Origin of the sequence: Pseudomonas sp. RGM2987 (assembly GCF_022952855.1) — a bacterium.
Taxonomy (GTDB): Bacteria; Pseudomonadota; Gammaproteobacteria; order Pseudomonadales; family Pseudomonadaceae; genus Aquipseudomonas.
In genome coordinates this window covers 14,136-39,075 of sequence record NZ_JALJDX010000173.1, presented here as the reverse complement: position 1 = coordinate 39,075, position 24,940 = coordinate 14,136, and the positions used below count along the sequence as shown (strand labels likewise).

Here is a 24,940-nt window from a genome sequence, read left to right as displayed (position 1 = left end):
GTCCGATGCCTCGGGCGCAGCAGACCCAAAAGCCATTGCACGGTGAATCAGGCAAATGGCATCAGCCAGTTTCAGGACCGCTTCGCAGTCCAGCGGGAGCAAGCTCCCTCGCCACAACGGTGTTTGCAGCTCAGGCTTGACTTAAAGGCAAGGCATTAAAAAGGGCTCCTCGAAGGAGCCCCCTGGGCCGTAGCCCGCCGTCCGGATGGGACGCGCGTGGTTAAATCGATTGTGGAGTCAGATTGTCGAGTTTCTGAGTAATAAGCCCTGTGTCAGCCGACGGCGTGAAGTTCGTTGAGTCTGTGGATACCCGCAGTGCCGGTCATACCGTCCCAGTTGTCGCCGCGTCCTTCTCGCCAGCCATTGATCCAGGCTTGACGTACTGACGGTAGAGTAAAGGGGCAAAGCTCACGGGATTTACCACCAACGCCATATTGGTAACCGCGTAAAAATGCTCTTTCCAACGGATCACGCTTAAGTCTTCTCATAGGGTGTTGCCCTCACTTGTTGACTGTTGCTTAGCGTCGACCTCTAGCGAGGCCGGGGCAGAATCATTCTGCCGTTGGTGGCTCGTTGCCGGCGTGACGAGCCAAGGTGTTGGCGCCGTTGTGGCGTCAACCTGTGTTGAGTTCTAACCAAATGGTCACATGGATGGAATGATCGTTTTGTCATAAGCACGTAACAATAAAGATGCTAGGGCGATAAGTAACTTGATGTTCGTTGACCGCTTTTGAGCGAGACCCCTGTATGATCGGCCCTGCGCCGAAGGGCGCGGACTTTGTTCGAATGAGAATGTCCCCCTGTTGCACTCGGGTACTATTCGACGAAAGGGTCGAGTTTTCATAATTTGTTGCACAGAATTTTTTGCCTGCCCTCTCATCTAAGCTCTTTTGACCTGAGCGAGGGCGGAACGGCACACCCTCGTGCCATGCGGGTGCTCTTGAGAAAAGCACCTGATTGAACCCGGCCCGGCAATGCGTTGCCCGGTCCACTTAGCCAAAGGCGCTGGAAATCCCATGTCCGATCGTTTCGAACTCTTCCTCACTTGCCCCAAGGGCCTCGAAGGCCTGCTGATCGAGGAAGCCGTCGGGCTTGGCCTTGAAGACGCCCGCGAGCACACCTCGGCCGTGCGCGGCAGCGCGGACATGGAGACGGCTTACCGCCTGTGCCTGTGGTCGCGCCTGGCAAACCGTGTACTGCTGGTACTCAAGCGTTTCCCGATGAAGGACGCCGAAGACCTGTACCACGGCGTGCTGGACGTGGATTGGCAAGACCATATGCTTCCCGACGGCACCTTGGCGGTAGAGTTCAGCGGCCACGGCTCGGGCATTGACAACACCCATTTCGGCGCCTTGAAGGTCAAGGACGCCATCGTCGACAAACTGCGCACCCCGTCAGGCGAGCGGCCGTCCATCGACAAGCTCAACCCGGACCTGCGCATCCATCTGCGCCTGGACCGTGGCGAAGCGATCCTCTCCCTGGACCTTTCCGGCCACAGCCTGCACCAACGCGGCTACCGCTTGCAGCAGGGCGCCGCGCCGCTGAAGGAAAACCTTGCCGCCGCGATCCTGATCCGCGCCGGCTGGCCGCGCATTGCCGCTGAAGGCGGGGCGCTGGCCGACCCGATGTGTGGTGTCGGCACGTTCCTGGTGGAAGCCGGGATGATCGCCACCGACATGGCGCCGAACCTGCGCCGCCAGCAGTGGGGTTTCACCGCCTGGCTCGGCCATGTGCCGGCGTTGTGGAAGAAGCTCCACGAAGAGGCCAGCGAGCGCGCTGCCGCCGGGCTGGCCAAGCCGCCATTGTGGATTCGCGGCTACGAAGCCGACCCACGGCTGATCCAGCCGGGTCGCAACAACGTCGAGCGCGCCGGCCTGAGCGAGTGGATCAAGATCTATCAGGGCGAAGTCGCGACCTTCGAGCCGCGCCCGGACCAGAACCAGAAAGGCTTGGTGATCTGCAACCCTCCGTACGGCGAGCGTCTGGGTGACGAAGCCAGCCTGCTTTACCTCTACCAGAACCTTGGCGAACGCCTGCGCCAGGCCTGTCTGAACTGGGAAGCGGCGGTGTTCACCGGCGCGCCGGACCTGGGCAAGCGCATGGGTATTCGCAGCCACAAGCAGTATTCATTCTGGAACGGCGCCTTGCCGTGCAAGTTGCTGTTGATCAAGGTCCTGCCGGACCAGTTCGTCACCGGCGAGCGCCGGACCCCGGAGCAGCGTCAGGCCGAACGCGAACAGGCGCAGTACGATGAGGCTCCCGAAGTACCGCAAGAGCGCCAGTACAACAAGAACGGCAACCCGATCAAGCCGGCTCCGGCCCCTGCACCGGTGGTGGAGCAGGCACGCTTGAGCGAAGGCGGGCAGATGTTCGCCAATCGCCTGCAAAAAAACCTCAAGTTGCTGGGTAAGTGGGCCAAGCGCGAGGGCGTGGACTGCTACCGGGTCTACGATGCCGACATGCCCGAATACGCCATGGCCATCGACCTGTACCACGATTGGGTGCATGTCCAGGAATACGCCGCGCCAAAATCCATCGACCCGGAAAAGGCCTCGGCCCGGCTGTTCGATGCCCTGGCGGCGATTCCCCAGGCCTTGAATGTCGACAAGAGCCGCGTGGTGATCAAGCGTCGCGAGCGCCAGAGCGGCACCAAGCAGTACGAGCGCCAGAGCGCCCAAGGCAAGTTCACCGAGGTCAACGAAGGGGGCGTGAAGCTGCTGGTCAACCTCACCGACTACCTGGACACCGGGCTGTTTCTCGACCACCGGCCAATGCGCCTGCGGATCCAGAAAGAGGCGGCGGGCAAGCGCTTCCTCAATCTGTTCTGCTACACCGCGACCGCCAGCGTTCACGCTGCCAAGGGTGGTGCCCGGAGCACCACCAGCGTCGACCTGTCGAAGACCTACCTGGACTGGGCGCGGCGCAACCTGTCGCTCAATGGCTTCTCGGACAAGAACCGCCTGGAGCAGGGCGACGTCATGGCCTGGCTCGAAACCAGCCGCGACGAGTACGACCTGATCTTCATCGACCCGCCGACCTTCTCCAACTCCAAGCGCATGGAAGGCGTGTTCGACGTGCAGCGTGACCATGTCCAATTGCTGGACCTGGCGATGGCGCGGTTGGCGCCGGGCGGCGTGCTGTACTTCTCCAACAACTTCCGCAAGTTCCAGCTCGAAGACAACCTCGCCGAGCGCTACGCGGTGGAAGAGATCACGGCCAAGACCATCGATCCGGATTTTGCGCGCAATGCCAGGATTCACCGTGCCTGGAAAATCATGGCGCGTTGATTGGATCCATGCAGGCCTTGTAACTCAAGGCTTCCAGCCTCATTTTGGGGCTGGTCAAACTGATGGCTAATAGCTATAACTTAGCCAGTGGCCGGCGCTGTTCCCTGCCGGTCCTTTCTGAGTCGTGTTTATGGCATTGCATCAGGTGCGTCCCAGGATCCTGGGCTTTATCAGCGAAGATGTGTCGGCCTGGCTGGTGGCTTCGCTGGTTCTGCTGGCCGGTACGTTCATGACCGGTCTGCTGACCTGGGCGATGTTGAATCTGTTCAACCAGCAACTGCGCCAGCGCTTCGAGCTGCAAGCCGAGGAGCGTTTCAGTCGTATCGAGGAGCGTTTCCAGGAGCAGGAGCAACGTCTGGACGGCCTCAGGCGGTTCTTTGCCAACTCCGAAGGGGTGTCCAACAGCGAGTTTCGCGGCTACGCCGACGCCTTGTTGCGCCGCACCCGGGCCTTCGCCTGGGCACCGAGAGTACAAAGGGACGAACGGCAGGCGTTCGAGCTGCAGGTGCAGGCCGAAGGTTCGACCAACTTCATCATTCGTGAAGCGGACGGCAGCGGTGGCCTTCGGCAGGCTGGCGAACGGGATGAATACGCGCCGTTACTCTACGTCCAGAGCCAGGCTTCCTACGGGTCGCCACTGGGACTGGACCTGCTTTCCGACCCCCTGCGCCGCGTTACCCTTGAGCGGGCTCGTCGGCTCGGCGGGCTGGCGGTTTCGCAACCATTGGACCTGGTCGGCGTCGACCCGGCGTACACCCGTGGGGTGCTGCTGGTTGCCCCGGTTACCCGGGAACCTTCGAAAGAGCCGTTCGGGTATGTGGTAGCGGCCATCAGCATGCGCCAGTTGGCGGGTGACGGCTTGCCGACGCCCGGTCATGACAATCTCTCGATGCGTGTCCTGGATTTGTCCACCAGCGACCGCGAGGAAGTGTTGTTCGAATCCCACACCCCGGCGGGCCACAGCGACTTGGCAGCGATCCGCCTGCTGCGTCTGGCCGATCACGACTACCGGGTCGAGTTGCGTCCCAGCCGGATGTTCCTGGCGACCAACCATTCGTCGGTGGCGAGCCTGGTGGTGCTGGGCGGCTTGCTCAGCCTGCTGCTCAGCGCTTTGCTTTACGTGCTGGTCAGCCAGAGGCAGCGGGCGTTGAAACTGGTGGAACAACGCACCCGTGAGCTGCGCGCCCGGGAACAGGAACTGCGTGGCACCCACGGCCAGCTGCGCGGCGTGCTGGATGCCGCGACTCAGGTGGCGATCATCGCCACCGACCTGCGCGGGGTCATTACCACCTTCAACGCCGGTGCCGAACAGATGCTCGGCTATCAGAGCTGCGAAGTTTTGCAAAGCATGACGCTGGAAAGCCTGCACCTGCCCCGCGAACTCCAGGCCCGGGCCGCCCAGCTCGGTGCGCGGTTCGGCAAGCCGATCCCTACCTGCCATGCGATGCTGCTCGAGGGCGGCGAGCAGGGAGGGCAGCAGGCCCGGGAATGGACCCTGGTGCGCCGCGACGGCAGTCATTTGACCGTGAATATGCTGGCGACTCCGATGCTCGACGATCAGGGCCTGTGGATCGGGCACCTGGCGATCTGCATCGACATCACCGAGCGCAAGCGCGTCCATGAAGCGCTGGCGGCCCGGGACTTGTTGCTGAAAAAACTCAGTGCCCATGTGCCTGGGGGCATCTATCAGATCAAGATGGATTTCAATGGCCGCTTCAGTGTGATCTATGCCAGCGACGGAATTCGCGACATCTACGAGCTGGAGCCTGAAGTGCTGGTGCGCAACTCCGAGGCGATATTCTCGCGTATTCACTGCCTGGACGCTGCCAGGGTGCGCTCGTCGATCCGTGCCTCGGCCGATACCTTGAGCCCGTGGCGTGAAGAGTACCGCTTGCAACTGCCGCAGCGCGGTTTGCGCTGGGTCCGGGGCGAGGCGACGCCTGAGGAACTGCCCGGGGGTGGGGTGTTGTGGCACGGCTATATCTCGGATATTTCCGATCTCAAGCGCGTGGAAGAAGAGTTGCGGGCCTTGTCGGTGACCGACGCGCTGACCGGGATTCGTAACCGCCGCTATTTCCAGGAGCGCCTGACCTCGGAAATGGCCCGGGTCGAACGCGGGCCGGGGGATCTGGCGGTCATCATGCTCGACATCGATCACTTCAAGCGTATCAACGACCAGCACGGGCATGCCGTGGGCGACCGGGTGTTGCAGGCGGTCTGCCAACGCGTCATCCAGCGCTTGCGCCGTACTGATGTCTTTTGCCGGCTGGGCGGGGAAGAGTTCGTGGTGCTGTGCCCGGACACCGACATTGACAGCGCCTATACCCTGGCCCTGGGGCTATGGGAAAACCTGCGGGCGACCCCTATCGAAGATGTCGGCACGATCACCGCAAGCTTCGGCATCGCCAGCTGGCGTGCCGGGGAGGGCGCGGACGCCTTGCTGCTCAGAGCCGACTCCGGGGTCTACGCCGCCAAGCAGGCCGGACGGGATCGGGTCGAGACGCAGTTGGGGTAGCACGAAGGGTTGTGGGATATATCCGGGTCTTGCGGCTGGCAGTTGACCCTGTGGGAGCGAGCCTGCTCGCGATGGCGGTGGTTCAGTCGACTTGGTTGTTGAATGACACCCCGCCATCGCGAGCAAGCCCGCTCCCACATGGGTTTGGGGTGGGTCAGAGCACCGAAGCCGTCTGTGGGAGTTTCGGCTGGCGGTACAGGTCCAGCAGTACCTGGTCCAGTACCGATGAAGCGCCCCATGGCTTCGGATCGTTGAGGATCGCCACCACCGCCCAGGTGTTGCCGTTGATGTCGCGGCTGAAGCCGGCGATGGCGCGGACGGTGTTAAGGGTTCCGGTCTTGATGTGGGCTTCACCGGCCATGGCGGTGGTCTTGAGGCGTTTGCGCATGGTGCCGTCGGTACCGGCGATCGGCATCGAGCTGATGTATTCGGCGGCATACGGGCTGCGCCAGGCGGCTTGCAGCATCGCGGCCATTTCCCGGGCGCTGACCCGTTCGGCGCGGGACAGGCCCGAGCCGTTCTCCATCACCAGATGCGGCGCGGTGATGCCTTTCTTCGCCAACCATTGGCGCACCACCCGTTGGGCGGCCTTGGCGTCGTCGCCGTCGGCCTCGTTACGGAACTGCGCGCCCAGGCTCAGGAACAGCTGCTGGGCCATGGTGTTGTTACTGTATTTGTTGATATCGCGGATGATTTCCGCAAGGTCCGGCGAGAACGCCCGGGCCAGCACCTTGGCGTTGCTCGGGGTCGGCGCCAGGCGGTCCTTGCCCTGGATGCTGCCGCCCAATTCCTTCCAGATCGCCCGCACCGCACCGGCGGTATACGTGGCGTGGTCCAGCAGCGACAGGTAAGTCTGGGAGCTGCAACCGTCACCCAACTGCCCGCCGACCGTCACGGTCACGCTGCCGTCTGCCTGAGGCACCGGGTTGTAGCGCACACCGCCGGCGCATTGCTTGGAGTTGACCGCCTTGACTTGGTTGTCAATGCGAATGCTGGCAATCGGCGGCTCCACCGACACCAGCACCCGGCCGCCATCGTTGCGGGCGACGAAACGCAGGGCCTTGAGGTTGACCAGCAGCGAATCAGGCTTGACCAGGAACGGTTTGTTTTCATCGTTACCGTCGTCGTTGAACTCGGGCAATTGCGGCTGGATGAAGAACGTGCGGTCCAGCACCAGGTCGCCGGTGATCTGCTGGACGCCGTTGGCGCGCAGGTCACGCATCAGCAGCCAGAGTTTTTCCATGTTCAGCTTGGGGTCGCCGCCGCCCTTGAGGTACAGGTTGCCGTTGAGAATCCCGCCGCTGAGGGTGCCGTCGGTGTAGAACTCGGTTTTCCACTGGTGATTGGGGCCGAGCATTTCCAGGGCCGCATAGGTGGTCACCAGTTTCATGGTGGACGCCGGGTTTACCGAGACGTCGGCGTTGTACACGGTCGGGGTGCCGGGGCCGTTGAGCGGCACCATCACCAGGGACAGCGCGTCATCCTGCAGTTTGCTGGCCTTGAGGGCCTTTTGCACATTGGGCGAGAGGGCGGTGTTGATCGTGGCGGCGTAGGTGGGGACAGGCAGGGCCAGGGGAAGAAGAAGGCTGGCCAGAAGCAATGGACGCAAAGATTTGATCATCTGAAATAAAACCCTACAGGCGAGGGGGAAAAGACGAGGACATGAAAATGAACGCCCTCAACGGTCATGAAAGTGTCGGCATTATGCCCCAAGCTGCAACGGCTTGGGCCGTGCCTGAGCCCTTGGAGCGCTATTTTTTACCGACGGTAGCCCGATACCCCCGATCAGTCGGGCAATCGATGCGCCAAACTGGTAAAGTGCCGGCCGTTATTACTTATGAGGATTGTTCCAATGGCGACTAACCGTTCCCAGCGTCTGCGCAAAAAGCTGTGCGTGGATGAATTTCAAGAGCTGGGTTTCGAACTGAACCTGGATTTCAAAGAAGATCTGGCCGACGAGGCTATTGACGCTTTCCTCGACGCTTTCCTCAAAGAAGCCATGGAAGCCAATGGCCTGGGCTATGTTGGCGGCGACGACTACGGCCTGGTCTGCCTGCAGAAGCGCGGCTCGGTGACCGAAGAACAGCGCGCAGCCGTTGAAGCCTGGCTCAAGGCGCGTCCTGAGCTGACCAGCGTTGAAGTCAGCCCGCTGATGGACGTGTGGTACCCGGAAAAGCCGATCAACGCCAAGGCGTGATGGCTTGATGGTCAGAGCCGGCAGTCCGTTTGGGTGCCGGCTTTTTTGTGTCTGCTTGTTGGGTATCGGGTGACTGCCAAGCCGCCTTCGCGAGCAAGCCCGCTCCCACAGTGGATTTGTGTCGTTCACATAACCCCTGTGGGAGCGGGCTCGCTCGCGAAGCTTTTAAGCCTTGCGCCAGTTCAGGATCAGCAAGGTCAACACCCCCGCCACAATCCCCCAGAACGCCGACCCGATGGAAAACAGCGTCAGCCCAGACGCCGTGACCATGAAGGTGATCAGCGCAGCCTCCCGTTCCCGGGCTTCGCTCATGGCGATGCTCAAGCCGTTGATGATCGACCCGAACAGCGCCAACGCTGCAATGGACAGCACCAGCTCCTTGGGTAGCGCCGCGAATAGCGCTGCCAGCGTTGCGCCAAACACCCCGGCGATCCCGTAGAAAACTCCACACCATACCGCCGCCGTGTAGCGTTTGTTGCGATCTTCATGGGCATGGGGCCCGGTGCAGATCGCCGCGCTGATGGCTGCCAGGTTAATGCCATGGGAGCCGAACGGTGCCAGCAGCAGCGAGGCGATACCGGTGCTGGTGATCAGCGGCGAGGCCGGTACGTTGTAGCCATCGGCCCTCAGCACGGCGATGCCAGGCATGTTTTGCGAGGTCATTGCCACCACGAACAGCGGGATGCCGATGCTGATGGTCGCGGCCAGGGAAAAGTGTGGCGTGGTCCAGACCGGCGTGGCGACTTCCAGGGCAAAGTCGCTGAAGTCCAGCAACCCCAACAATCCCGACAGCGCCGTGCCCACCAGCAGCGCGCCCAGCACCGCGTAGCGCGGTGACAGACGCTTGACGACCAGGTACGTGAAAAACATCCCCAGCACCAGGCCGGTGCGATGCTGGGCGGCGACGAAAATCTCGCTGCCGATCTTGAACAGGATCCCGGCCAGCAACGCCGCCGCCAACGATGCCGGGATACGCTTGACCAGGCGCTCGAAACTGCCGGTCAGGCCACAAATGGTCACCAGTACCGCGCAGGTGATGTAGGCGCCAATCGCCTCGCCATAACTCACGCCGCCCAGGCTGGTGATCAGCAGCGCCGCGCCGGGCGTCGACCAGGCGATGGTAATCGGCGTGCGATAGCGCAGCGACAGGCCAATGGAACACACCGCCATGCCGATGGAAATCGCCCAGATCCACGAGGAAATCTGCCCGCTGCTCAACCCCGCCGCCTGCCCGGCCTGGAACATCAGCACCAGGGAGCTGGTGTAGCCGGTCATCATCGCAATGAAGCCAGCGACGACGGCCGAAGGCGAGGTGTCGGCGAGCGGGCGAAGTGGCGTGGTCGTGACTTCCGTCATGGTGGAAGATGATCCTTGTTGTAGATTGGGCACTTGTGGGTTTAAGCCTAAACTCAACCCAGTAGCCGATTGCAATACAGCCATGTCAGCAAACAGCCGTACAGTCGTGTTGCCATCAGAGGTTGTGTACAATCCAGGTGTTTTTTACCCGATACTTGCCAGCGACCCGTTGTGCCGTATTACAGTCACGGTCAATTCGCCGCAGTTTTCCGACTCGAGTGCCCATGAACGAACAGTTGCAACCCCTCAAGAAACAACCGCGTGCAGGCAAAGCCGGACGCAGCGGAACCCAGGACGATATTGTCTACGCGCATATCTTCGAGGCCATCCTCGAACAACGCCTGGCGCCCGGTACAAAGTTGAGTGAAGAGGCACTGGGGGAGATTTTCGGGGTCAGCCGCACGATCATTCGCCGCGCGCTGTCACGCCTGGCCCATGAGGGCGTGGTGTTGCTGCGGCCCAATCGCGGCGCCGTCGTCGCCAGCCCGAGCGTCGAGGAAGCCCGCCAGGTGTTCATGGCCCGGCGCCTGGTGGAGCGGGCGATCACCGAACTGGCGGTGCAACACGCCACGGCCGAGCAACTGGCTGAATTGCGGCAAATGGTCAGCGACGAACGCGACAGTTTTTCCCGTGGCGACCGCGGTGCCGGTATCCGCCTGTCGGGCGAGTTCCATCTCAAGCTGGCCGAAGCGGCGAAGAACGCGCCGTTGATCAGCTTCCAGCGCAGCCTGGTGTCCCAGACCTCGCTGATCATCGCCCAGTACGAAAGCGGCAACCGCTCGCACTGTTCCTATGACGAACACACCCAATTGATCGACGCCATCGAGGCCCGCGATGCGACGCTGGCGGTGGATTTGATGATGCATCACATGGATCACATCGACAGCAAGCTCAACCTCGACGAAGAAAGCGCGTCGGATGATTTGCATGCAGTGTTTTCGCATTTGTTGCAGAGCAAGAAGCCGGGGCGTTCGACGGCCAAGCTTTGATGGGGTGAGTCAAGGGCACCGAGTCGTGTCCTTCGCGAGCAAGCCCGCTCCCACAGTTGATCGGTGTTTTCATGACATACACCGATCAACTGTGGGAGCGGGCTTGCTCGCGAAGGCGATCTAGAAGGCAATAAAACCTACCGCTGATGCACCAACCGCCCCGCCGCATAAGTCTGCGCCACGGTCCGGTCATCCCCCAGCGTCATCAACACAAACAACCGCTCGGCAATGTCCCGTGCCTGCTTGAGGCGATAGCTCAGCAGTGGCGTGGCGTTGTAGTCCAGCACCAGGAAATCCGCGTCAGTGCCCGGTTGCAAGGTGCCGATCCTGTCTTCCAGGCGCAAGGCCCGGGCGCCGCCGAGGGTCGCCAGGTACAACGACTTGAACGGGCTCAGCCGTGCGCCTTGCAGTTGCATGACCTTATAGGCTTCGTTCAGGGTCTGCAGCAGCGAAAAGCTGGTGCCGCCGCCCACATCGGTGCCCAACCCGACGTTCACCTTGTGCTTCTCGGCCATCGGCAGGTTGAACAGGCCGCTGCCGAGGAAAAAGTTCGAGGTCGGGCAGAAGGCGATGGCCGAACCGGTCTCGGCCAGGCGCGCGCATTCGTCGTCACACAGATGCACGCCGTGGGCGAACACCGAGCGCTCGCCGAGCAACTGGTAATGGTCGTAGACGTCCAGATAGCCCTTGCGCTCGGGAAACAATTCCTTGACCCACTGCACTTCCTGCAGGTTTTCACTGATGTGGGTCTGCATGTACAGGTCCGGGTATTCCTTCAGCAGTTGACCCGCCAGGGTCAGTTGCTCCGGGGTACTGGTAGGTGCGAAACGCGGGGTCACGGCGTAATGCAGGCGCCCCTTGCCGTGCCAGCGCTCGATCAGCGCCTTGCTCTGGGTGTAGCCGGATTCGGCGGTGTCGGTCAGGTAGTCCGGGGCGTTGCGGTCCATCATCACCTTGCCGGCGATCATCCGCAGGTCGAGCTTCTGGGCTACCTCGAAAAACGCGTTCACCGATTGCGGGTGCACGCTGCCGAATACCAGGGCCGTGGTGGTGCCGTTGCGCAGCAATTCCTTGACGAAAATATCGGCCACGGCGTCGGCGTGAGCCTGGTCGGCGAACTGGCTTTCGCAGGGGAAGGTGTAGGTGTTCAGCCAGTCCAGCAGTTGCTCGCCGTAGGCACCGACCATGCCGGTCTGGGGCAGGTGGATGTGCGTGTCGATGAAACCGGGGGTGATCAGCGAATCCGGGTAGTGGCTGATTTCGATGTCCGCCGCCAGGGTCGGCAGCAAGTCATGGGCATGGCCGATGGCGCTGATTTGGCCGTTTTCCACCACCAGCAGACCGTCCTCGAAATATTCATAGGACGCTTCGAGGCCGACTTCGGCCGGGTCGGCGAGGCTGTGGAGCAGGGCGGCGCGGTAGGCTTTGCGTGTCAGGGGCATGAACTTGTCTCAATTGAGGTGTCAACGCTGGCTGCGGCGTGAGGCCGGCAGCAGCTTGGCAATGGGTTCGGCGCGTGAGCTGTGCTGGCCGAAATCGGCGTTATAGGTGGCGATGATTTCGCCGGCGATGGAGATGGCGATTTCTACAGGCAGCTTGCCTTTGACGTCGCTGATGCCCATCGGGCAGCGCATGCGTTGCAGGGCGCCGCTGTCGAAGCCGCGGTCGCGCAGGCGGTGTTCGAACTTGACCCGTTTGGTTTTCGAGCCGATCAGGCCGAAGTAGGCGAAGTCGTTGCGCTTGAGGATCGCCGCGCTCAGTTCCAGGTCCAGCTGATGGTTGTGGGTCATGACGATGCAGTAGCTGCCGGCGGGCAGTTCATCGACTTCGTCCAATGGTTCTTCGCTGACGATCTTCTGCACGCCGTGGGGCATCTGTGCGGGAAACTCGCTTTCCCGCGAGTCGATCCAGCGCACGCGACACGGCAGGCTCGCCAACAGCGGCACCAGTGCCCGGCCGACATGCCCGGCGCCGAACACGGCAATCTGCGCCTGCACCTGGCCCATGGGTTCGAACAGCAGCACCGTGACGCCGCCGCAGCACTGGCCCAGGCTGGCGCCGAGGCTGAAGCGTTCCAGATGGGTATTTTGCTGGCCGCTGGCGAGCATTTGCCGGGCGATCTCCATGGCCTTGTATTCCAGGTGCCCGCCACCGATGGTGTCGAAGGTCTGGCTGGCGCTGATGACCATTTTCGAACCGGCATTGCGTGGCGTGGAGCCGAGTTCTTCGATGATCGTCACCAGCACGCAGGGTTCGCCGCGGGTTTGCAGGTCGGCGAGGGCGCTGATCCACTTGTACATGTTTACCTCGACATCTCTTTTGTCTGTTCGGGCACTTTCGCGAGCAAGCCCGCTCCCACATCTTGATCGTGGTCCCCTGTGGGAGCGGGCTTGCTCGCGAAGGCCACGCTGCGGTCTAGAGCGAAGCCACTTCAGTCTCAGGCTCCGCAGCCTTGACCACCTTCAATCCCCGCATCTGCTCACACCCCCACAACACCCGCTCCGGTGTCGCCGGGGCGTCGATCTTCGGTTGGTGCCGGTAATCCCCCAGGCTCGCCACGGCGTCCTTGATGGCGCACCACGCGGCAATGCCGAGCATGAACGGCGGTTCGCCCACGGCCTTGGAATGGAACACCGTGTCTTCCGGGTTCTTGCGGTTCTCCACCAGTCGGACCCGCAGGTCCAGCGGCATGTCGGCCACGGCGGGGATCTTGTAGCTGGCCGGGCCGTTGGTCATCAGCTTGCCCTTGTCGTTCCACACCAGCTCTTCCATGGTCAGCCAGCCCATGCCCTGGATGAAGCCGCCTTCGACCTGGCCGATGTCGATGGCCGGGTTCAGCGAGGCGCCGACGTCGTGGAGGATGTCGGTGCGCAGCATTTTGTACTCGCCGGTGAGGGTGTCGACGATCACCTCGGCGCAGGCCGCGCCAAAGGCGTAGTAGTAGAACGGCCGACCACGGGCCTGGCTGCGGTCGTAGTAGATTTTCGGAGTCTTGTAGAAGCCGGTGCTCGACAGCGACACCTGGGCGAAATACGCCTGCTGGACCAGCGCCTCGAAGGTCAGGATGTGATCGCGCACCCGCACATGGCCATTGTGGAATTCCACGTCCTCTTCGCTGACTTTGTATTGGCGCGCCGCAAACTTCACCAGGCGCTGCTTGATGGTTTCGGCAGCATTCTGCGCGGCCTTGCCGTTCAGGTCGGCGCCGCTGGAGGCGGCGGTCGGCGAAGTATTCGGCACCTTGTCGGTGTTGGTCGCAGTGATCTGCACTCGGTCCATTTCCACCTGGAACACCTCGGCCACCACTTGTGCGACCTTGGTGTTGAGCCCTTGGCCCATTTCGGTGCCACCGTGGTTCAGGTGGATGCTGCCATCGGTGTAGACGTGGATCAACGCGCCGGCCTGATTGAGGAAGCTGGCGGTGAACGAGATGCCAAACTTGACTGGGGTCAGCGCCAGGCCCTTTTTCAGGATCGGGCTGCCTGCGTTGTAGCGGCGGATCGCTTCGCGGCGCTCGGCGTATTGGCTGCTGGCCTCAAGTTCAGCGGTCATTTCTTCGAGCATGTTGTGCTCGACGGTCTGGTAGTAATGGGTGACGTTGCGCTCGGTCTTGCCGTAGTAGTTGGCTTTGCGCACCGCCAGTGGATCGAGCCCCAGGTACCGGGCGATAGCGTCCATGACTTCTTCGATGGCAACCATCCCCTGCGGCCCGCCGAAACCCCGATAGGCGGTATTCGACGCGGTGTTGGTCTTGCAGCGGTGACCGTTGATAGTCGCGTCGCCCAGGTAATAGGCGTTGTCGGCATGGAACATCGCCCGGTCGACAATCGAAGCCGACAGATCCGGCGAGCAACCACAGTTGCCGGCCAGTTCCAGGGCGATGCCGTGCAGGCGCCCGCTGCTGTCGAAACCCACGTCGTATTCGATGTAGAAGGGGTGGCGCTTGCCGGTCATCAGCATGTCTTCGACCCGCGGCAGGCGCATCTTGGTCGGTTGGCCGGTGAGGTGCGCGATGACGGCGCACAGGCACGCCGGGCTGGCGGCCTGGGTTTCCTTGCCGCCGAAACCGCCGCCCATGCGGCGCATGTCGACTACCACTTTATTCATTGATACACCCAGTACCTCGGCCACCAGCTTTTGCACTTCGGTGGGGTTCTGGGTCGAGCAGTAGACGAGCATGCCGCCATCTTCGGTGGGCATCACCGAGGAAATCTGAGTCTCCAGGTAAAAGTGCTCCTGGCCGCCGATGTGCAGCGAGCCCTGGATCCGATGCTCGGCGCTCGCCAGTGCCGTGGCCGAATCGCCGCGCTGGTGAGTGTGGCTGTCGAGCACGAAATGCCGCTTGCGCAGCGCTTCGACGACGTCCAGCACCGGTTCCAGGTCTTCATATTCAATGATGGCCGCCATCGCCGCCTTACGGGCGGTTTCCAGGTCTTTGGCAGCGACGGCCAGCACCGGTTGACCGACGAACTGCACGTCGTCGATCGCCAGCAGCGGATCCCCCGGCAACAACGGGCCGATGTCTTTCAGGCCCGGGATGTCTGCATGGGTGATGGCGATGCGCACGCCTTCGAAGGCGTAGCACGGCGTGGTATCGATGCGCAGGATGCGAGCATGGGCGCGGTCCGACAACCGGGCATAGACGTGCAACTGGTTGGGAAACTCCAGGCGGTCATCGATGTACTGCGCTTCGCCGGATACATGCTTGGCGGCGCTGTCATGCTTGACGCTGCGGCCCACGCCGGTGGTCAGGTCGCGGGCAAACAACCCGGCCAGTTCGACTTGGGTCTTCTCTACGGCGTGATGGTTAGACATAAGCGGTCACCCGAGTCTCGATGTGCGGCGTTTGTAGTTCGATGAAGTACTTGCGCAACAGGTTGCGGGCGCTGAGCAGGCGGTATTCCTTGCTGGCACGGAAATCCGACAGCGGCGTGAAATCTTCCGCCAGGGCCGCGCAGGCGCGTTCCACGGTGCTGTCGTTCCATGGCGCTCCGATCAGCACGGCTTCGCAATGGCTGGCGCGCTTGGGCGTCGCGGCCATGCCGCCGAAGGCCACGCGCGCATCGCGGACCACACCGTTGTCGATCCGCAGATTAAAGGCTGCGCACACGGCGGAAATGTCGTCGTCCAGCCGCTTGGACACCTTGTAGGCGCGGAACGCCTGTTCGGCGCGGGCCCGGGGCACGATGATCTTCTCGATGAACTCGCTTTCCTGGCGCGCCGTGACCCGGTAGTCGATGAAATAGTCTTCCAGCGCCAGGGTGCGCCGGGTCTGGCCCTTGCACAGCACGATCTGCGCGCCGAGGGCAATCAGCAGCGGCGGCGAGTCGCCAATCGGCGAGGCGTTGCCGATATTGCCGCCCAAGGTGCCCTGGTTGCGGATTTGCAAGGAGGCGAAGCGTTGCAGCAGCTCGCCAAAGTCCGGGTACTCGGATTTCAGGGCTTCGTAGCAGTCGGAGAGCGCGGTGGCGGCGCCGATTTCCAAGCGATCGTCGAAGCGCTCGATGCGCTTGAGCTCGGCGACATTCCCCACGTAGATCATCACTGGCAGGGTGCGGTGCAACTGAGTGACTTCCAGCGCCAGGTCGGTGCCGCCGGCCAGTAGCCGCGCTTGGGGATAGGCGTCGTAGAGGTCGGCCAGGTCGGCCACGGTCAGTGGCACCAGGCAGCGTTTGTCGCCGCTGTTGAGTTCGCCGGTTTCGGTTGGGGCGATGGCTTTGAGGCGGACGATGGTCTGGGCTTCGCGGGCGTCGAACTGGTCTGGCTGTTTGCCGCAGCAGGCCTGGTCGGCGGCGGCGAGGATCGGCCGGTAGCCGGTGCAGCGGCACAGGTTGCCGGCGAGGGCTTCGTGGGCCTTATGAGCGTCGGCTTGCTCGCTGTTCTTTTGCAGGGCAAACAGCGACATGACAAAGCCGGGTGTGCAGAAGCCGCATTGCGAACCGTGGCAATCGACCATCGCCTGCTGGACGCTGTGCAGTTGGCCCTGGTGCTTGAGGTCTTCGACTGTGATCAGCTGCTTGCCGTGCAGGGACGAAACGAACGTCAGGCACGAGTTCAGGCTGCGATAGCGGATCCGCTCGCGGCCGTTTTCGTCTGCATGCAGTTCCCCCACCACCACCGTGCAGGCGCCACAGTCGCCGCTGGCGCAACCTTCTTTGGTGCCGGATTTACCAACATGCTCGCGCAAATAATTGAGCACGGTCAGGTTCGGGTCCAGGGCGTGCTCGCTACGGAGTTCCTGGTTAAGTAAAAACTGGATCACGGAAGGCCTCGCAGACTCATTATTGTTGTTCGACGTGGACCGAATTTATCAGGTCTGACTTTTCGGTCAATGAATTTCTGACTTAAAGGTCAGGAAAATTCAGGTTGTCGATGAACAACGGGTTTCGGGTATTGGCCCACAGGCGATGTCCTATACCTTCAGTTAAGCGCAAATCCCTGTGGGAGCGGGCTTGCTCGCGAAGGCGGCGGTTCTGCCGAAGGATTTCTTGCGCACGGGCTGGCCTCTTCGCGAGCAAGCCCGCTCCCACAAGGTTCCTGTCAGTAAAATTTGCTTATATCGTGCCAAAAACCCGGTACAGGCCCTGCGCCATGACGTATCGAGTGCGCTACACTGCGCCGCTTGTGCAAATCGAAGAGTTTGAAGGACACCCATGACGTTCAAGGCCCCGGACAGCCTCGCCGAGCAAATCGCCCATCACCTGGCCGAACGCATCATTCGTGGCGAGATGAAGCCGGGCGAGCGCATCCAGGAGCAAAAAGTCACGCTGGCGCTCAATGTCAGCCGCGGTTCGGTCCGCGAGGCCTTGCTGATCCTGGAGCGACGCCACTTGATCGCGATCCTGCCGCGCCGTGGCGCCCACGTCACCGAACTCACCGAACACAATGTGCGCAGCCTCTGCACGTTGATGAGCGAGCTGTACATCCTGCTGGGCAATGCTGTGGCCCATGGTTGGCGTGAAACCGCCGACATGGCGCCGTTCGTGGCGATCCAGCAGCGTCTCAAGGACGCTTATGCGCGTCAGGACATCCGCACCTTCGTCGATGAAAGCTTCAGCGTGATGCGCGCCGCCTATCCGTTTGCCAATAACCCGTACTTGCAGGAAACCGTCGAGAATCTGCAACCGGCCATGAGCCGCGCTTACTTCCTGGCCCTGGAGCAGCGCAAAGCGGAAATGAACGAGTACCTCGGGCTGTTCCAGCGCTTGCTCGCCGCGGTGCTGGCCCGTGATTTGCCGCAGATCCGCAGCGTGCTGACGGCCTACGCCCAGCGCAGTTGCGATCTGGTGGTTTCTGCCCTGACGAAGGCCTGACGTGCGACTCAAGTGCATCAAGCTGGCGGGGTTCAAGTCCTTCGTCGATCCGACGACGGTGAACTTCCCCAGCAACATGGCGGCGGTGGTCGGGCCCAACGGTTGCGGCAAGTCGAACATCATCGACGCCGTGCGCTGGGTCATGGGCGAAAGTTCGGCGAAGAACCTGCGCGGCGAGTCGATGACCGACGTCATCTTCAACGGCTCCACCAGCCGCAAGCCGGTGAGCCAGGCCAGTATCGAACTGGTGTTCGATAACTCCGACAGCACCCTGGTCGGGGAATACGCGGCCTATGCGGAAATTTCCATCCGTCGCAAAGTTACCCGCGACAGCCAGAACAGCTATTTCCTCAACGGCGCCAAATGCCGGCGCCGCGACATCACCGATATTTTCCTCGGCACCGGCCTCGGCCCGCGCAGCTACTCGATCATCGAGCAGGGCATGATCTCCAAGCTGATCGAGGCCAAGCCCGAAGACCTGCGCAACTTCATCGAAGAAGCCGCCGGTATCTCCAAATACAAGGAGCGGCGCCGTGAAACGGAAAACCGTATCCGCCGCACCCACGAAAACCTCGCCCGCCTGACCGACCTGCGCGAAGAGCTCGAGCGCCAGCTTGAGCGCCTGCACCGTCAGGCCGAGTCCGCGAAGAAGTATCAGGAATACAAGGCCGAGGAGCGCCAGCTCAAGGCCCAGCTCTCGGCCCTGCGTTGGCAGGCGCTGAACGAGCAGGTCGGCCAGCGCGAGGCGATCATCGGGAACCAGGAGGTCAGCTTCGAAGCCCTGGTGGCCGAGCAACGCAATGCCGACGCCGCCATCGAGCGCTTGCGCGATGGGCACCATGATCTGTCCGAACGCTTCAATCTGGTGCAGGGACGTTTCTATTCTGTGGGCGGCGACATCGCCCGGGTCGAGCAGAGCATCCAGCACGGGCAACAGCGCTTGCGCCAGTTGCAGGACGATCTGAAGGAAGCCGAACGGGCGCGCCTGGAAACCGAATCCCACCTGGGTCATGACCGCACGCTGATGCTGACGCTTGGCGAAGAGCTGGAAAGGCTCACGCCGGAGCAGGAAATTACCAGCGCCGCTGCCGAAGAGGCCGCCGCGGCCCTGGAAGAAGCCGAGCTGACCATGCATGGCTGGCAAGAACAATGGGACAGTTTCAACCTGACCTCGGCCGAGCCGCGGCGCCAGGCTGAAGTCCAGCAGTCGCGTATCCAGCAGTTGGAAACCAGCATGGAACGCCTGGCCGAGCGCCAACGGCGTCTGGCCGAAGAGCGCGCTTTGCTGGCTGCGGATCCGGAAGACGCGGCGATTCTCGACTTGAGCGAGCAACTGGCGGCCAGCGAAGCCACGCTCGAAGACTTGCAGGCCAGTGAAGACGCCCAGGTTGAACGCCTGGAGCAGTTGCGCCAGGCCTTGCAAGCAGCTTTGCACAATCAGCAGCAGGCCCAGGGCGAATTGCAGCGGCTCAATGGGCGTCTGGCTTCGCTGGAGGCCTTGCAACAGGCGGCACTGGACCCGGGCACCGGCACTGCCGAATGGCTGCGGGACCAGCAGTTGGCCGAGCGTCCGCGGCTGGCCGAAGGCCTGAAAGTCGATACCGGTTGGGAACTGGCGGTGGAAACCGTGCTGGGGGCCGACCTGCAAGCGGTGCTGGTGGAGGACTTCGCCGGCTTCGATCTGTCGGGCTTCGCCCAGGGTGACCTGCGTCTGCTCAGCCCGGCGGGCGATGGCCTGCGAATGCCGGGCAGCCTGCTGGACAAGGTCGAGGCCCAGGTCGATCTGTCGCCGTGGCTGGGGCAGGTCAAGCCGGTAGAAAGTCTCGAACAGGCGCTGGCCTTGCGCGGGCAACTGGCGGCGGGTGAAAGCCTGATCAGCCGTGACGGCTACTGGGTCGGCCGGCATTTCCTGCGGGTGCGCCGGGCCAGCGAGGCCGAAAGTGGCATGCTCGCCCGTGGCCAGGAGATCCAGCGTTTGAGCGCCGAGCGCGAGGAGCGCGAGGCCAGCGTCGAAGCCCTGGAAACCGAATTGCAGAACCTGCGGGCGCAACAGCGTCAACAGGAGAACGGCCGCGAGCACTTGCGTCGTCTGCTGCAGGACGAAGCGCGCCAGCAAGGCGAACTCAAGGCGCAGTTGTCGGCTGGCAAGGCCAAGGTCGAGCAATTGGCACTGCGCCGTACGCGCCTCGACGAAGAAATCGCCGAGTTGGGCGAACAACGAGCGCTGGAGCACGAACAGATCGGCGAGGCGCGCCTGCAATTGCAGGAAGCCCTCGACGCCATGGCGCTGGACACCGAACAGCGCGAGCTGCTGCTGGCCCAGCGCGACAGCCTGCGTGAGCGTCTCGACCGGGTGCGCCAGGAGGCCCGGCAGCACAAGGACCATGCCCATCAGTTGGCGGTGCGCCTGGGCTCGCTCAAGGCGCAGTACGATTCCACGCGCCAGGCGCTGGAGCGACTGGAAATGCAGTCCGAGCGCCTGACCGAAAAACGCGAACAGTTGAGCCTCAATCTGGAGGAGGGCGAAGCACCGCTGGAGGAGCTGCGCCTCAAGCTCGAAGAGCTGCTCGATAAGCGCATGAGCGTCGACGAAGAACTCAAGACGGCGCAGATTGCCCTGGAAGATGCCGACCGCGAACTGCGCGACGCCGAAAAGCGCCGCAGCCAGGCCGAGCAGCAATCGCAACTGATTCGTGGCCAGATGGAACAGCAGCGCATGGAGTGGCAGGCGCTGACGGTGCGCCGCAAAGCCTTGCAGGACCAGTTGCTGGAAGACGGCTACGACCTCAATGGCGTGCTCGCTACCTTGGTGGCCGGAGCGAATGAGAAAGACGCCGAGGACGAACTGGAGCGTATTGCCCAGCGCATCCAGCGCCTGGGCGCAATCAACCTGGCGGCCATCGACGAGTACCAGCAGCAGTCCGAGCGCAAGCGCTACCTGGACGCTCAGAACGATGATCTGGTGGAAGCGCTGGAGACCCTGGAAAATGTGATCCGCAAGATCGACAAGGAAACCCGCAACCGCTTCAAGGATACCTTTGATCAGATCAATGGTGGTTTGCAGGCACTTTTCCCGAAAGTTTTTGGCGGCGGCAGCGCTTACTTGGAACTGACAGGCGAAGATTTACTCGATACAGGGGTGACCATCATGGCGCGTCCTCCTGGCAAGAAGAACAGCACCATTCATTTGCTCTCCGGTGGCGAGAAGGCACTGACGGCCCTGGCCCTGGTGTTCGCCATCTTCAAGTTGAACCCGGCGCCGTTCTGCATGCTCGACGAAGTCGATGCACCACTGGACGACGCCAACGTAGGCCGTTACGCACGGCTGGTGAAGGAAATGTCCGAAACGGTGCAGTTCATCTATATCACCCACAACAAGATCGCCATGGAAATGGCCGATCAGTTGATGGGCGTGACCATGCATGAGCCGGGCTGCTCGCGACTGGTGGCGGTGGATGTGGAGGAGGCGATGGCGATGGTGGACGCCTAGCAGCGAGCTGCAAGCTTCAAGTGGCGAGCTGCGAGCGGTGCGGCTTCAGCTTGAAGCTGCTGTTATATAGCTTGTAGCTGTGTGTCGTGCTAGTTTAATGTCAATTTTTCGTGTGCGTGGGCAAAAGGCCATTCAGAACATAGAGTTGGCGCCACGTTTTAAAGCGGTTTGCAATTAGCTAAGCCCCTTATTTTTCAGCATTTTTATAGAGGCACTGGATTACATGGAAATCGGTCTGCGCGAGTGGCTGATCGTCATCGGCATCATTGTCATTGCCGGTATTCTTTTCGATGGCTGGCGTCGCATGCGCGGCGGCAAGGGCAAACTCAAGTTTCGCCTTGATCGCAGCCTGTCGAACCTGCCGGATGACGAGGGCAACGCCGAACTGCTGGGCCCGCCCCGGGTGCTGGACACCCACAAGGAGCCGCAGTTGGACGAGCACGACCTGCCGTCGATGAGCGCGCCGGTGCGCGAGCCTCGCGAGTCGAGCTCCAAACGCGGCAAGCGCGGCAGCGAGCCGTCCCAGGGCGACCTCAATCTGAACCTGGACCTCGACGGCGGCCCGAGCTTCAGCAGCCGTGACGATGATTTCCCGGACGAGAATAAAACCTCGAGTGCCGACAAGGATCAGGCCCAGGCCGAAGAAGTGCTGGTGATCAGCGTGATCTGCCGCGACCCGGCCGGCTTCAAGGGCCCGGCATTGCTGCAGAACATCCTGGAAAGCGGCCTGCGCTTCGGCGAAATGGATATTTTCCATCGTCACGAAAGCATGGCCGGTAATGGCGAGGTGCTGTTTTCCATGGCCAACGCCGTCAAGCCTGGCGTGTTTGACCTGGACGACATCGATCATTTCAGCACCCCGGCGGTGAGCTTCTTCCTCGGCCTGCCCGGTCCGCGTCATCCCAAGCAGGCCTTCGACGTGATGGTGGCTGCGGCGCGCAAACTGTCCCAGGAACTCAACGGCGAACTGAAAGACGATCAGCGCAGTGTACTGACCGCCCAGACCATCGAGCATTACCGCCAGCGCATCGTTGAATTCGAGCGCCGAGCACTGACCCAGAAGCGCTGATTCTGTCAACAGGCGAGGAGCTTTTGTGGCGAGGGGATTTATCCCCGCTGGACTGCGCAGCAGTCCCAAAGCCATCCATTCAATTAGCCTGGGAAGCCAGGGCGCTTGGTTTTAAGGGCTGCTTCGCAGCCCCGCGGGGATAAATCCCCTCGCCACAGGTTCTGCATTCGGCCGGTACAGGTTCGACTTGCCGATGAAATTAGAAAAATGAGCAGCCTCGGCTGCTCTTTTGCTTTATGAGAGAACACCCATGAATGCCGTCGAAACCCGTATCCTGGCGCTGCGCACAGAGCTGGATCAGCACAACTACCGCTACCATGTCCTCGATGAACCGAGTATCCCGGACGCCGAGTACGACCGCTTGTTCCACGAACTCAAGGCCCTGGAAGAGCAGCATCCCGACCTGGTGACCAGCGATTCGCCGACCCAGCGGGTCGGTAGCGTGGCGCTGTCGGCGTTCAGCCAGGTGCGCCATGAGATTCCGATGCTCAGCCTGGGCAATGCCTTCGACGAAACCACGATGCGCGAGTTTGACCGTCGGGTGACCGAAGGCCTCGACCTGCCGGTGGGCGACCTGCTGGGCGGCGGCGCGGCGGTGGAGTACAGCTGCGAGCCCAAGCTGGATGGCCTGGCGGTGAGCCTGTTGTACCAGGACGGCCTGCTGGTGCGCGGTGCCACGCGCGGTGACGGGACCACCGGCGAAGACATCAGTGTCAACGTGCGCACCGTGCGCAATATCCCCCTCAAGCTCCAGGGCAGCGGCTGGCCGCCGCTATTGGAGGTGCGTGGCGAGGTGTACATGTCCAAGGCCGGCTTCGAGCGTCTCAACGCCACGCAGTTGGAGGTGGGCGGCAAGACCTTCGCCAACCCGCGCAACGCGGCCGCCGGCAGCCTGCGCCAGCTGGATTCGCGGATCACCGCCAACCGACCGTTGGAATTCTGCTGCTACGGCATTGGCCAGGTCACGGCGGACATTGCCGATACGCACATTGGCAATCTCAAGCAGCTCAAGGCCTGGGGCATGCCCATCAGCCGCGAACTGAAGCTGGCCCATGGCATCGACGAGTGCCTGGATTACTACCGCGACATCGGCGAGCGGCGCAACGCGCTGCCCTATGAGATCGACGGCGTGGTGTTCAAGGTCAACAGCATCGCCTTCCAGCGCGAACTGGGTTTCCGCGCCCGGGAGCCGCGCTGGGCCATCGCCCATAAATTCCCGGCCACCGAAGAGCTCACCGAGTTGCTGGACGTCGAGTTCCAGGTCGGTCGTACCGGTGCGGTCACGCCCGTGGCGCGCCTCAAGCCGGTGAAAGTCGCCGGGGTGACCGTGGCCAACGCCACGCTGCACAATATGGACGAAGTGGCGCGCCTGGGGCTGATGATCGGCGACACGGTGATCATCCGCCGCGCCGGGGATGTGATCCCGCAAGTGGTGCAGGTGGTCACCGAACGCCGTCCGGAAAACGCACGGGCCGTGCACGTGCCGCAGCAGTGCCCGGTCTGTGGCTCCCATGTGGAGCGCACGCAACTGATCAAGCGCAGCAAGGGCCGCGAGACAGTCAGCGAAGGCGCAGTGTACCGCTGCGTCGGCCGGCTGGCCTGCGGTGCGCAGCTCAAGCAGGCGATTATTCACTTCGTCTCGCGCCGGGCCATGGACATCGAGGGGCTGGGCGAGAAGAGCGTCGAGCAGTTGGTCGACGAGGGACTGGTGGGCTCGCCTGCCGATCTGTACGCCCTGACCTTCGAACAGGTGGTCGACCTGGAGGGCTTCGCCGAACTGTCGAGCAAGAACCTGCTGGCGGCCATCGTCGACAGCAAGCAGCCGAGCCTGGCGCGCTTTATCTATGCCTTGGGCATCCCGGATGTCGGCGAGGAAACCGCCAAGGTCCTGGCTCGCTCCCTGGGTTCGCTGGAACGGGTGCAGGCAGCGTTGCCGCAAGTGCTCACTTACTTGCCGGACGTCGGCCTGGAAGTGGCCCATGAGATCCACAGTTTCTTTGAGGATCCGCATAACCGTCAGGTGATCAAGGACCTGCTGCGCCACGGCCTGAAGATTCAGGACCAGGGCGAGCTGGGCGCCGAATTCGCTGCCAGCACCACCCTGGGCGGTTTCCTCGACAAGCTGGACATTCCTTCGGTCGGACCGGGTGGGGCGCAGAAGCTGGCGGACAAGTTCGGCTCACTCGAAGCGGTCATGAATGCCGACTGGCTGGACATGCGCCAGGCGCTGCCGGAGAAACAGGCCAACGCCGTACGCGAATTCTTCGCCGTCGAGGCCAACCGCCAGCAGGCCGAGGCCGCAGAGCAACAGCTGCGGGATTTCGGCATGCACTGGCAGAGCGAGAAAAAAGTCGTCGAAGGCCTGCCCGAGGCCGGGCACACCTGGGTACTGACCGGGACGCTGGAACTGATGAGCCGCGATATCGCCAAGGACAAACTGGAAAGCCTCGGGGCCAAGGTTGCCGGATCCGTGTCGGCGAAGACCCACTGTGTAGTGGCTGGGCCAGGCGCGGGCTCGAAGCTGACCAAGGCCAACGAGCTGGGGGTCAAGGTGTTGGATGAAGAGGCGTTCGTCGCGTTCTTGAGCCGGCATGGCATAACGGTCTAGGCGCGACATTTCCTTGGGCTGCTCAGGGCTCCTCACGGCTGCTCGTGGCGAGGAAGCTTGCTCCCGCTGGGTGGCGCAGCCGCCCCAATCGGGACTGCGCATATATCCAGGCATAC

General features: G+C 62.3%; 16 protein-coding genes. 9 read left to right on the top strand and 7 right to left on the bottom strand.

Annotation, left to right across the window (positions count from 1 at the left end; genetic code table 11):
- Positions 1-272: 272 nt before the first annotated feature.
- Positions 273-488, bottom strand: a complete 216-nt coding sequence (locus RGM2987_RS09560; RefSeq protein ID WP_003223300.1) for a ribosome modulation factor — start codon at positions 486-488, stop codon at positions 273-275.
- Between the two features lie 528 nt (positions 489-1,016).
- On the opposite strand from RGM2987_RS09560, the gene rlmKL reads away from it, so the two are divergent.
- Both rlmKL and RGM2987_RS09550 read left to right on the top strand, forming a co-directional pair.
- Positions 1,017-3,287 (top strand): bifunctional 23S rRNA (guanine(2069)-N(7))-methyltransferase RlmK/23S rRNA (guanine(2445)-N(2))-methyltransferase RlmL, encoded by a 2,271-nt coding sequence (gene rlmKL, locus RGM2987_RS09555; RefSeq protein WP_245140151.1) that lies wholly within the window; start codon positions 1,017-1,019, stop codon positions 3,285-3,287.
- Positions 3,288-3,417: 130 nt separating this feature from the next.
- The gene (locus RGM2987_RS09550; RefSeq protein ID WP_245140149.1) at positions 3,418-5,802 is read left to right on the top strand and encodes a GGDEF domain-containing protein; all 2,385 of its coding nucleotides are present in this window, start codon (positions 3,418-3,420) and stop codon (positions 5,800-5,802) included.
- 154 nt (positions 5,803-5,956) lie between these two features.
- Here RGM2987_RS09550 and dacB read toward each other — a convergent pair whose 3' ends face one another.
- A complete protein-coding gene (dacB, locus tag RGM2987_RS09545; RefSeq protein ID WP_245140146.1) occupies positions 5,957-7,423 on the bottom strand; it encodes a D-alanyl-D-alanine carboxypeptidase/D-alanyl-D-alanine-endopeptidase in 1,467 nt (488 codons plus the stop codon).
- A gap of 41 nt (positions 7,424-7,464) precedes the next feature.
- On the opposite strand from dacB, the gene RGM2987_RS09540 reads away from it, so the two are divergent.
- Together RGM2987_RS09540 and RGM2987_RS09535 are read left to right on the top strand one after the other, a co-directional pair.
- A complete protein-coding gene (locus RGM2987_RS09540) occupies positions 7,465-7,665 on the top strand; it encodes a hypothetical protein (protein WP_245140143.1) in 201 nt (66 codons plus the stop codon).
- The gene (locus RGM2987_RS09535) at positions 7,655-7,999 is read left to right on the top strand and encodes a YggL family protein (protein WP_212796847.1); all 345 of its coding nucleotides are present in this window, start codon (positions 7,655-7,657) and stop codon (positions 7,997-7,999) included. The genes RGM2987_RS09540 and RGM2987_RS09535 overlap by 11 nt, the downstream gene beginning before the upstream one ends.
- A gap of 165 nt (positions 8,000-8,164) precedes the next feature.
- On the opposite strand, the gene RGM2987_RS09530 is transcribed toward RGM2987_RS09535, so the two are convergent.
- Entirely contained in the window at positions 8,165-9,355 is a 1,191-nt protein-coding gene (locus tag RGM2987_RS09530; RefSeq protein WP_245140141.1) for a benzoate/H(+) symporter BenE family transporter, read from the bottom strand.
- A gap of 224 nt (positions 9,356-9,579) precedes the next feature.
- Here RGM2987_RS09530 and RGM2987_RS09525 point away from each other — a divergent pair, with 224 nt between their 5' ends.
- Positions 9,580-10,344 carry a GntR family transcriptional regulator gene (locus RGM2987_RS09525; RefSeq protein ID WP_003183531.1) on the top strand — a complete coding sequence of 255 codons (765 nt, stop codon included), beginning with the start codon at positions 9,580-9,582 and terminating at the stop codon, positions 10,342-10,344.
- Positions 10,345-10,481: 137 nt separating this feature from the next.
- On the opposite strand, the gene guaD is transcribed toward RGM2987_RS09525, so the two are convergent.
- The 4 genes from guaD to xdhA form a co-directional block, all read right to left on the bottom strand.
- Positions 10,482-11,786, bottom strand: coding sequence for a guanine deaminase (gene guaD / locus RGM2987_RS09520; RefSeq protein WP_245140137.1), 1,305 nt, complete (start codon positions 11,784-11,786; stop codon positions 10,482-10,484).
- A gap of 21 nt (positions 11,787-11,807) precedes the next feature.
- Positions 11,808-12,644: a xanthine dehydrogenase accessory protein XdhC gene (xdhC, locus tag RGM2987_RS09515; RefSeq protein ID WP_245140134.1), complete on the bottom strand. Its 837-nt coding sequence runs from the start codon at positions 12,642-12,644 to the stop codon at positions 11,808-11,810.
- Between the two features lie 115 nt (positions 12,645-12,759).
- On the bottom strand, positions 12,760-15,159 hold the full coding sequence (gene xdhB / locus RGM2987_RS09510) for a xanthine dehydrogenase molybdopterin binding subunit (RefSeq protein WP_245140133.1): 2,400 nt from the start codon (positions 15,157-15,159) through the stop codon (positions 12,760-12,762).
- Positions 15,152-16,606, bottom strand: coding sequence for a xanthine dehydrogenase small subunit (gene xdhA / locus RGM2987_RS09505; RefSeq protein WP_245140132.1), 1,455 nt, complete (start codon positions 16,604-16,606; stop codon positions 15,152-15,154). Before xdhA ends, xdhB begins: the two co-directional genes overlap by 8 nt.
- Before the next feature lie 391 nt (positions 16,607-16,997).
- On the opposite strand from xdhA, the gene RGM2987_RS09500 reads away from it, so the two are divergent.
- From RGM2987_RS09500 to ligA, 4 genes are all read left to right on the top strand, one after another.
- Positions 16,998-17,657: a GntR family transcriptional regulator gene (locus RGM2987_RS09500; protein WP_245140131.1), complete on the top strand. Its 660-nt coding sequence runs from the start codon at positions 16,998-17,000 to the stop codon at positions 17,655-17,657.
- Between the two features lies 1 nt (position 17,658).
- Positions 17,659-21,147: a chromosome segregation protein SMC gene (gene smc / locus RGM2987_RS09495; RefSeq protein ID WP_245140130.1), complete on the top strand. Its 3,489-nt coding sequence runs from the start codon at positions 17,659-17,661 to the stop codon at positions 21,145-21,147.
- Between the two features lie 223 nt (positions 21,148-21,370).
- On the top strand, positions 21,371-22,216 hold the full coding sequence (gene zipA / locus RGM2987_RS09490; RefSeq protein WP_245140129.1) for a cell division protein ZipA: 846 nt from the start codon (positions 21,371-21,373) through the stop codon (positions 22,214-22,216).
- 250 nt (positions 22,217-22,466) lie between these two features.
- Positions 22,467-24,824 carry an NAD-dependent DNA ligase LigA gene (gene ligA / locus RGM2987_RS09485; protein WP_245140128.1) on the top strand — a complete coding sequence of 786 codons (2,358 nt, stop codon included), beginning with the start codon at positions 22,467-22,469 and terminating at the stop codon, positions 24,822-24,824.
- Positions 24,825-24,940: the final 116 nt, after the last annotated feature.

Coding starts and splice junctions, on each gene's coding strand:
- guaD (WP_245140137.1), bottom strand. CDS start 11,786: ATGCCCCTGACACGCAAAGCCTACCGCGCCGCCCTGCTCCACAGCCTC.
- rlmKL (WP_245140151.1), top strand. CDS start 1,017: ATGTCCGATCGTTTCGAACTCTTCCTCACTTGCCCCAAGGGCCTCGAA.
- zipA (WP_245140129.1), top strand. CDS start 21,371: ATGGAAATCGGTCTGCGCGAGTGGCTGATCGTCATCGGCATCATTGTC.
- xdhB (WP_245140133.1), bottom strand. CDS start 15,159: ATGTCTAACCATCACGCCGTAGAGAAGACCCAAGTCGAACTGGCCGGG.
- RGM2987_RS09500 (WP_245140131.1), top strand. CDS start 16,998: ATGACGTTCAAGGCCCCGGACAGCCTCGCCGAGCAAATCGCCCATCAC.
- RGM2987_RS09525 (WP_003183531.1), top strand. CDS start 9,580: ATGAACGAACAGTTGCAACCCCTCAAGAAACAACCGCGTGCAGGCAAA.
- dacB (WP_245140146.1), bottom strand. CDS start 7,423: ATGATCAAATCTTTGCGTCCATTGCTTCTGGCCAGCCTTCTTCTTCCC.
- RGM2987_RS09560 (WP_003223300.1), bottom strand. CDS start 488: ATGAGAAGACTTAAGCGTGATCCGTTGGAAAGAGCATTTTTACGCGGT.
- RGM2987_RS09535 (WP_212796847.1), top strand. CDS start 7,655: ATGGCGACTAACCGTTCCCAGCGTCTGCGCAAAAAGCTGTGCGTGGAT.
- RGM2987_RS09540 (WP_245140143.1), top strand. CDS start 7,465: ATGAAAATGAACGCCCTCAACGGTCATGAAAGTGTCGGCATTATGCCC.
- RGM2987_RS09550 (WP_245140149.1), top strand. CDS start 3,418: ATGGCATTGCATCAGGTGCGTCCCAGGATCCTGGGCTTTATCAGCGAA.
- RGM2987_RS09530 (WP_245140141.1), bottom strand. CDS start 9,355: ATGACGGAAGTCACGACCACGCCACTTCGCCCGCTCGCCGACACCTCG.
- xdhC (WP_245140134.1), bottom strand. CDS start 12,644: ATGTACAAGTGGATCAGCGCCCTCGCCGACCTGCAAACCCGCGGCGAA.
- ligA (WP_245140128.1), top strand. CDS start 22,467: ATGAATGCCGTCGAAACCCGTATCCTGGCGCTGCGCACAGAGCTGGAT.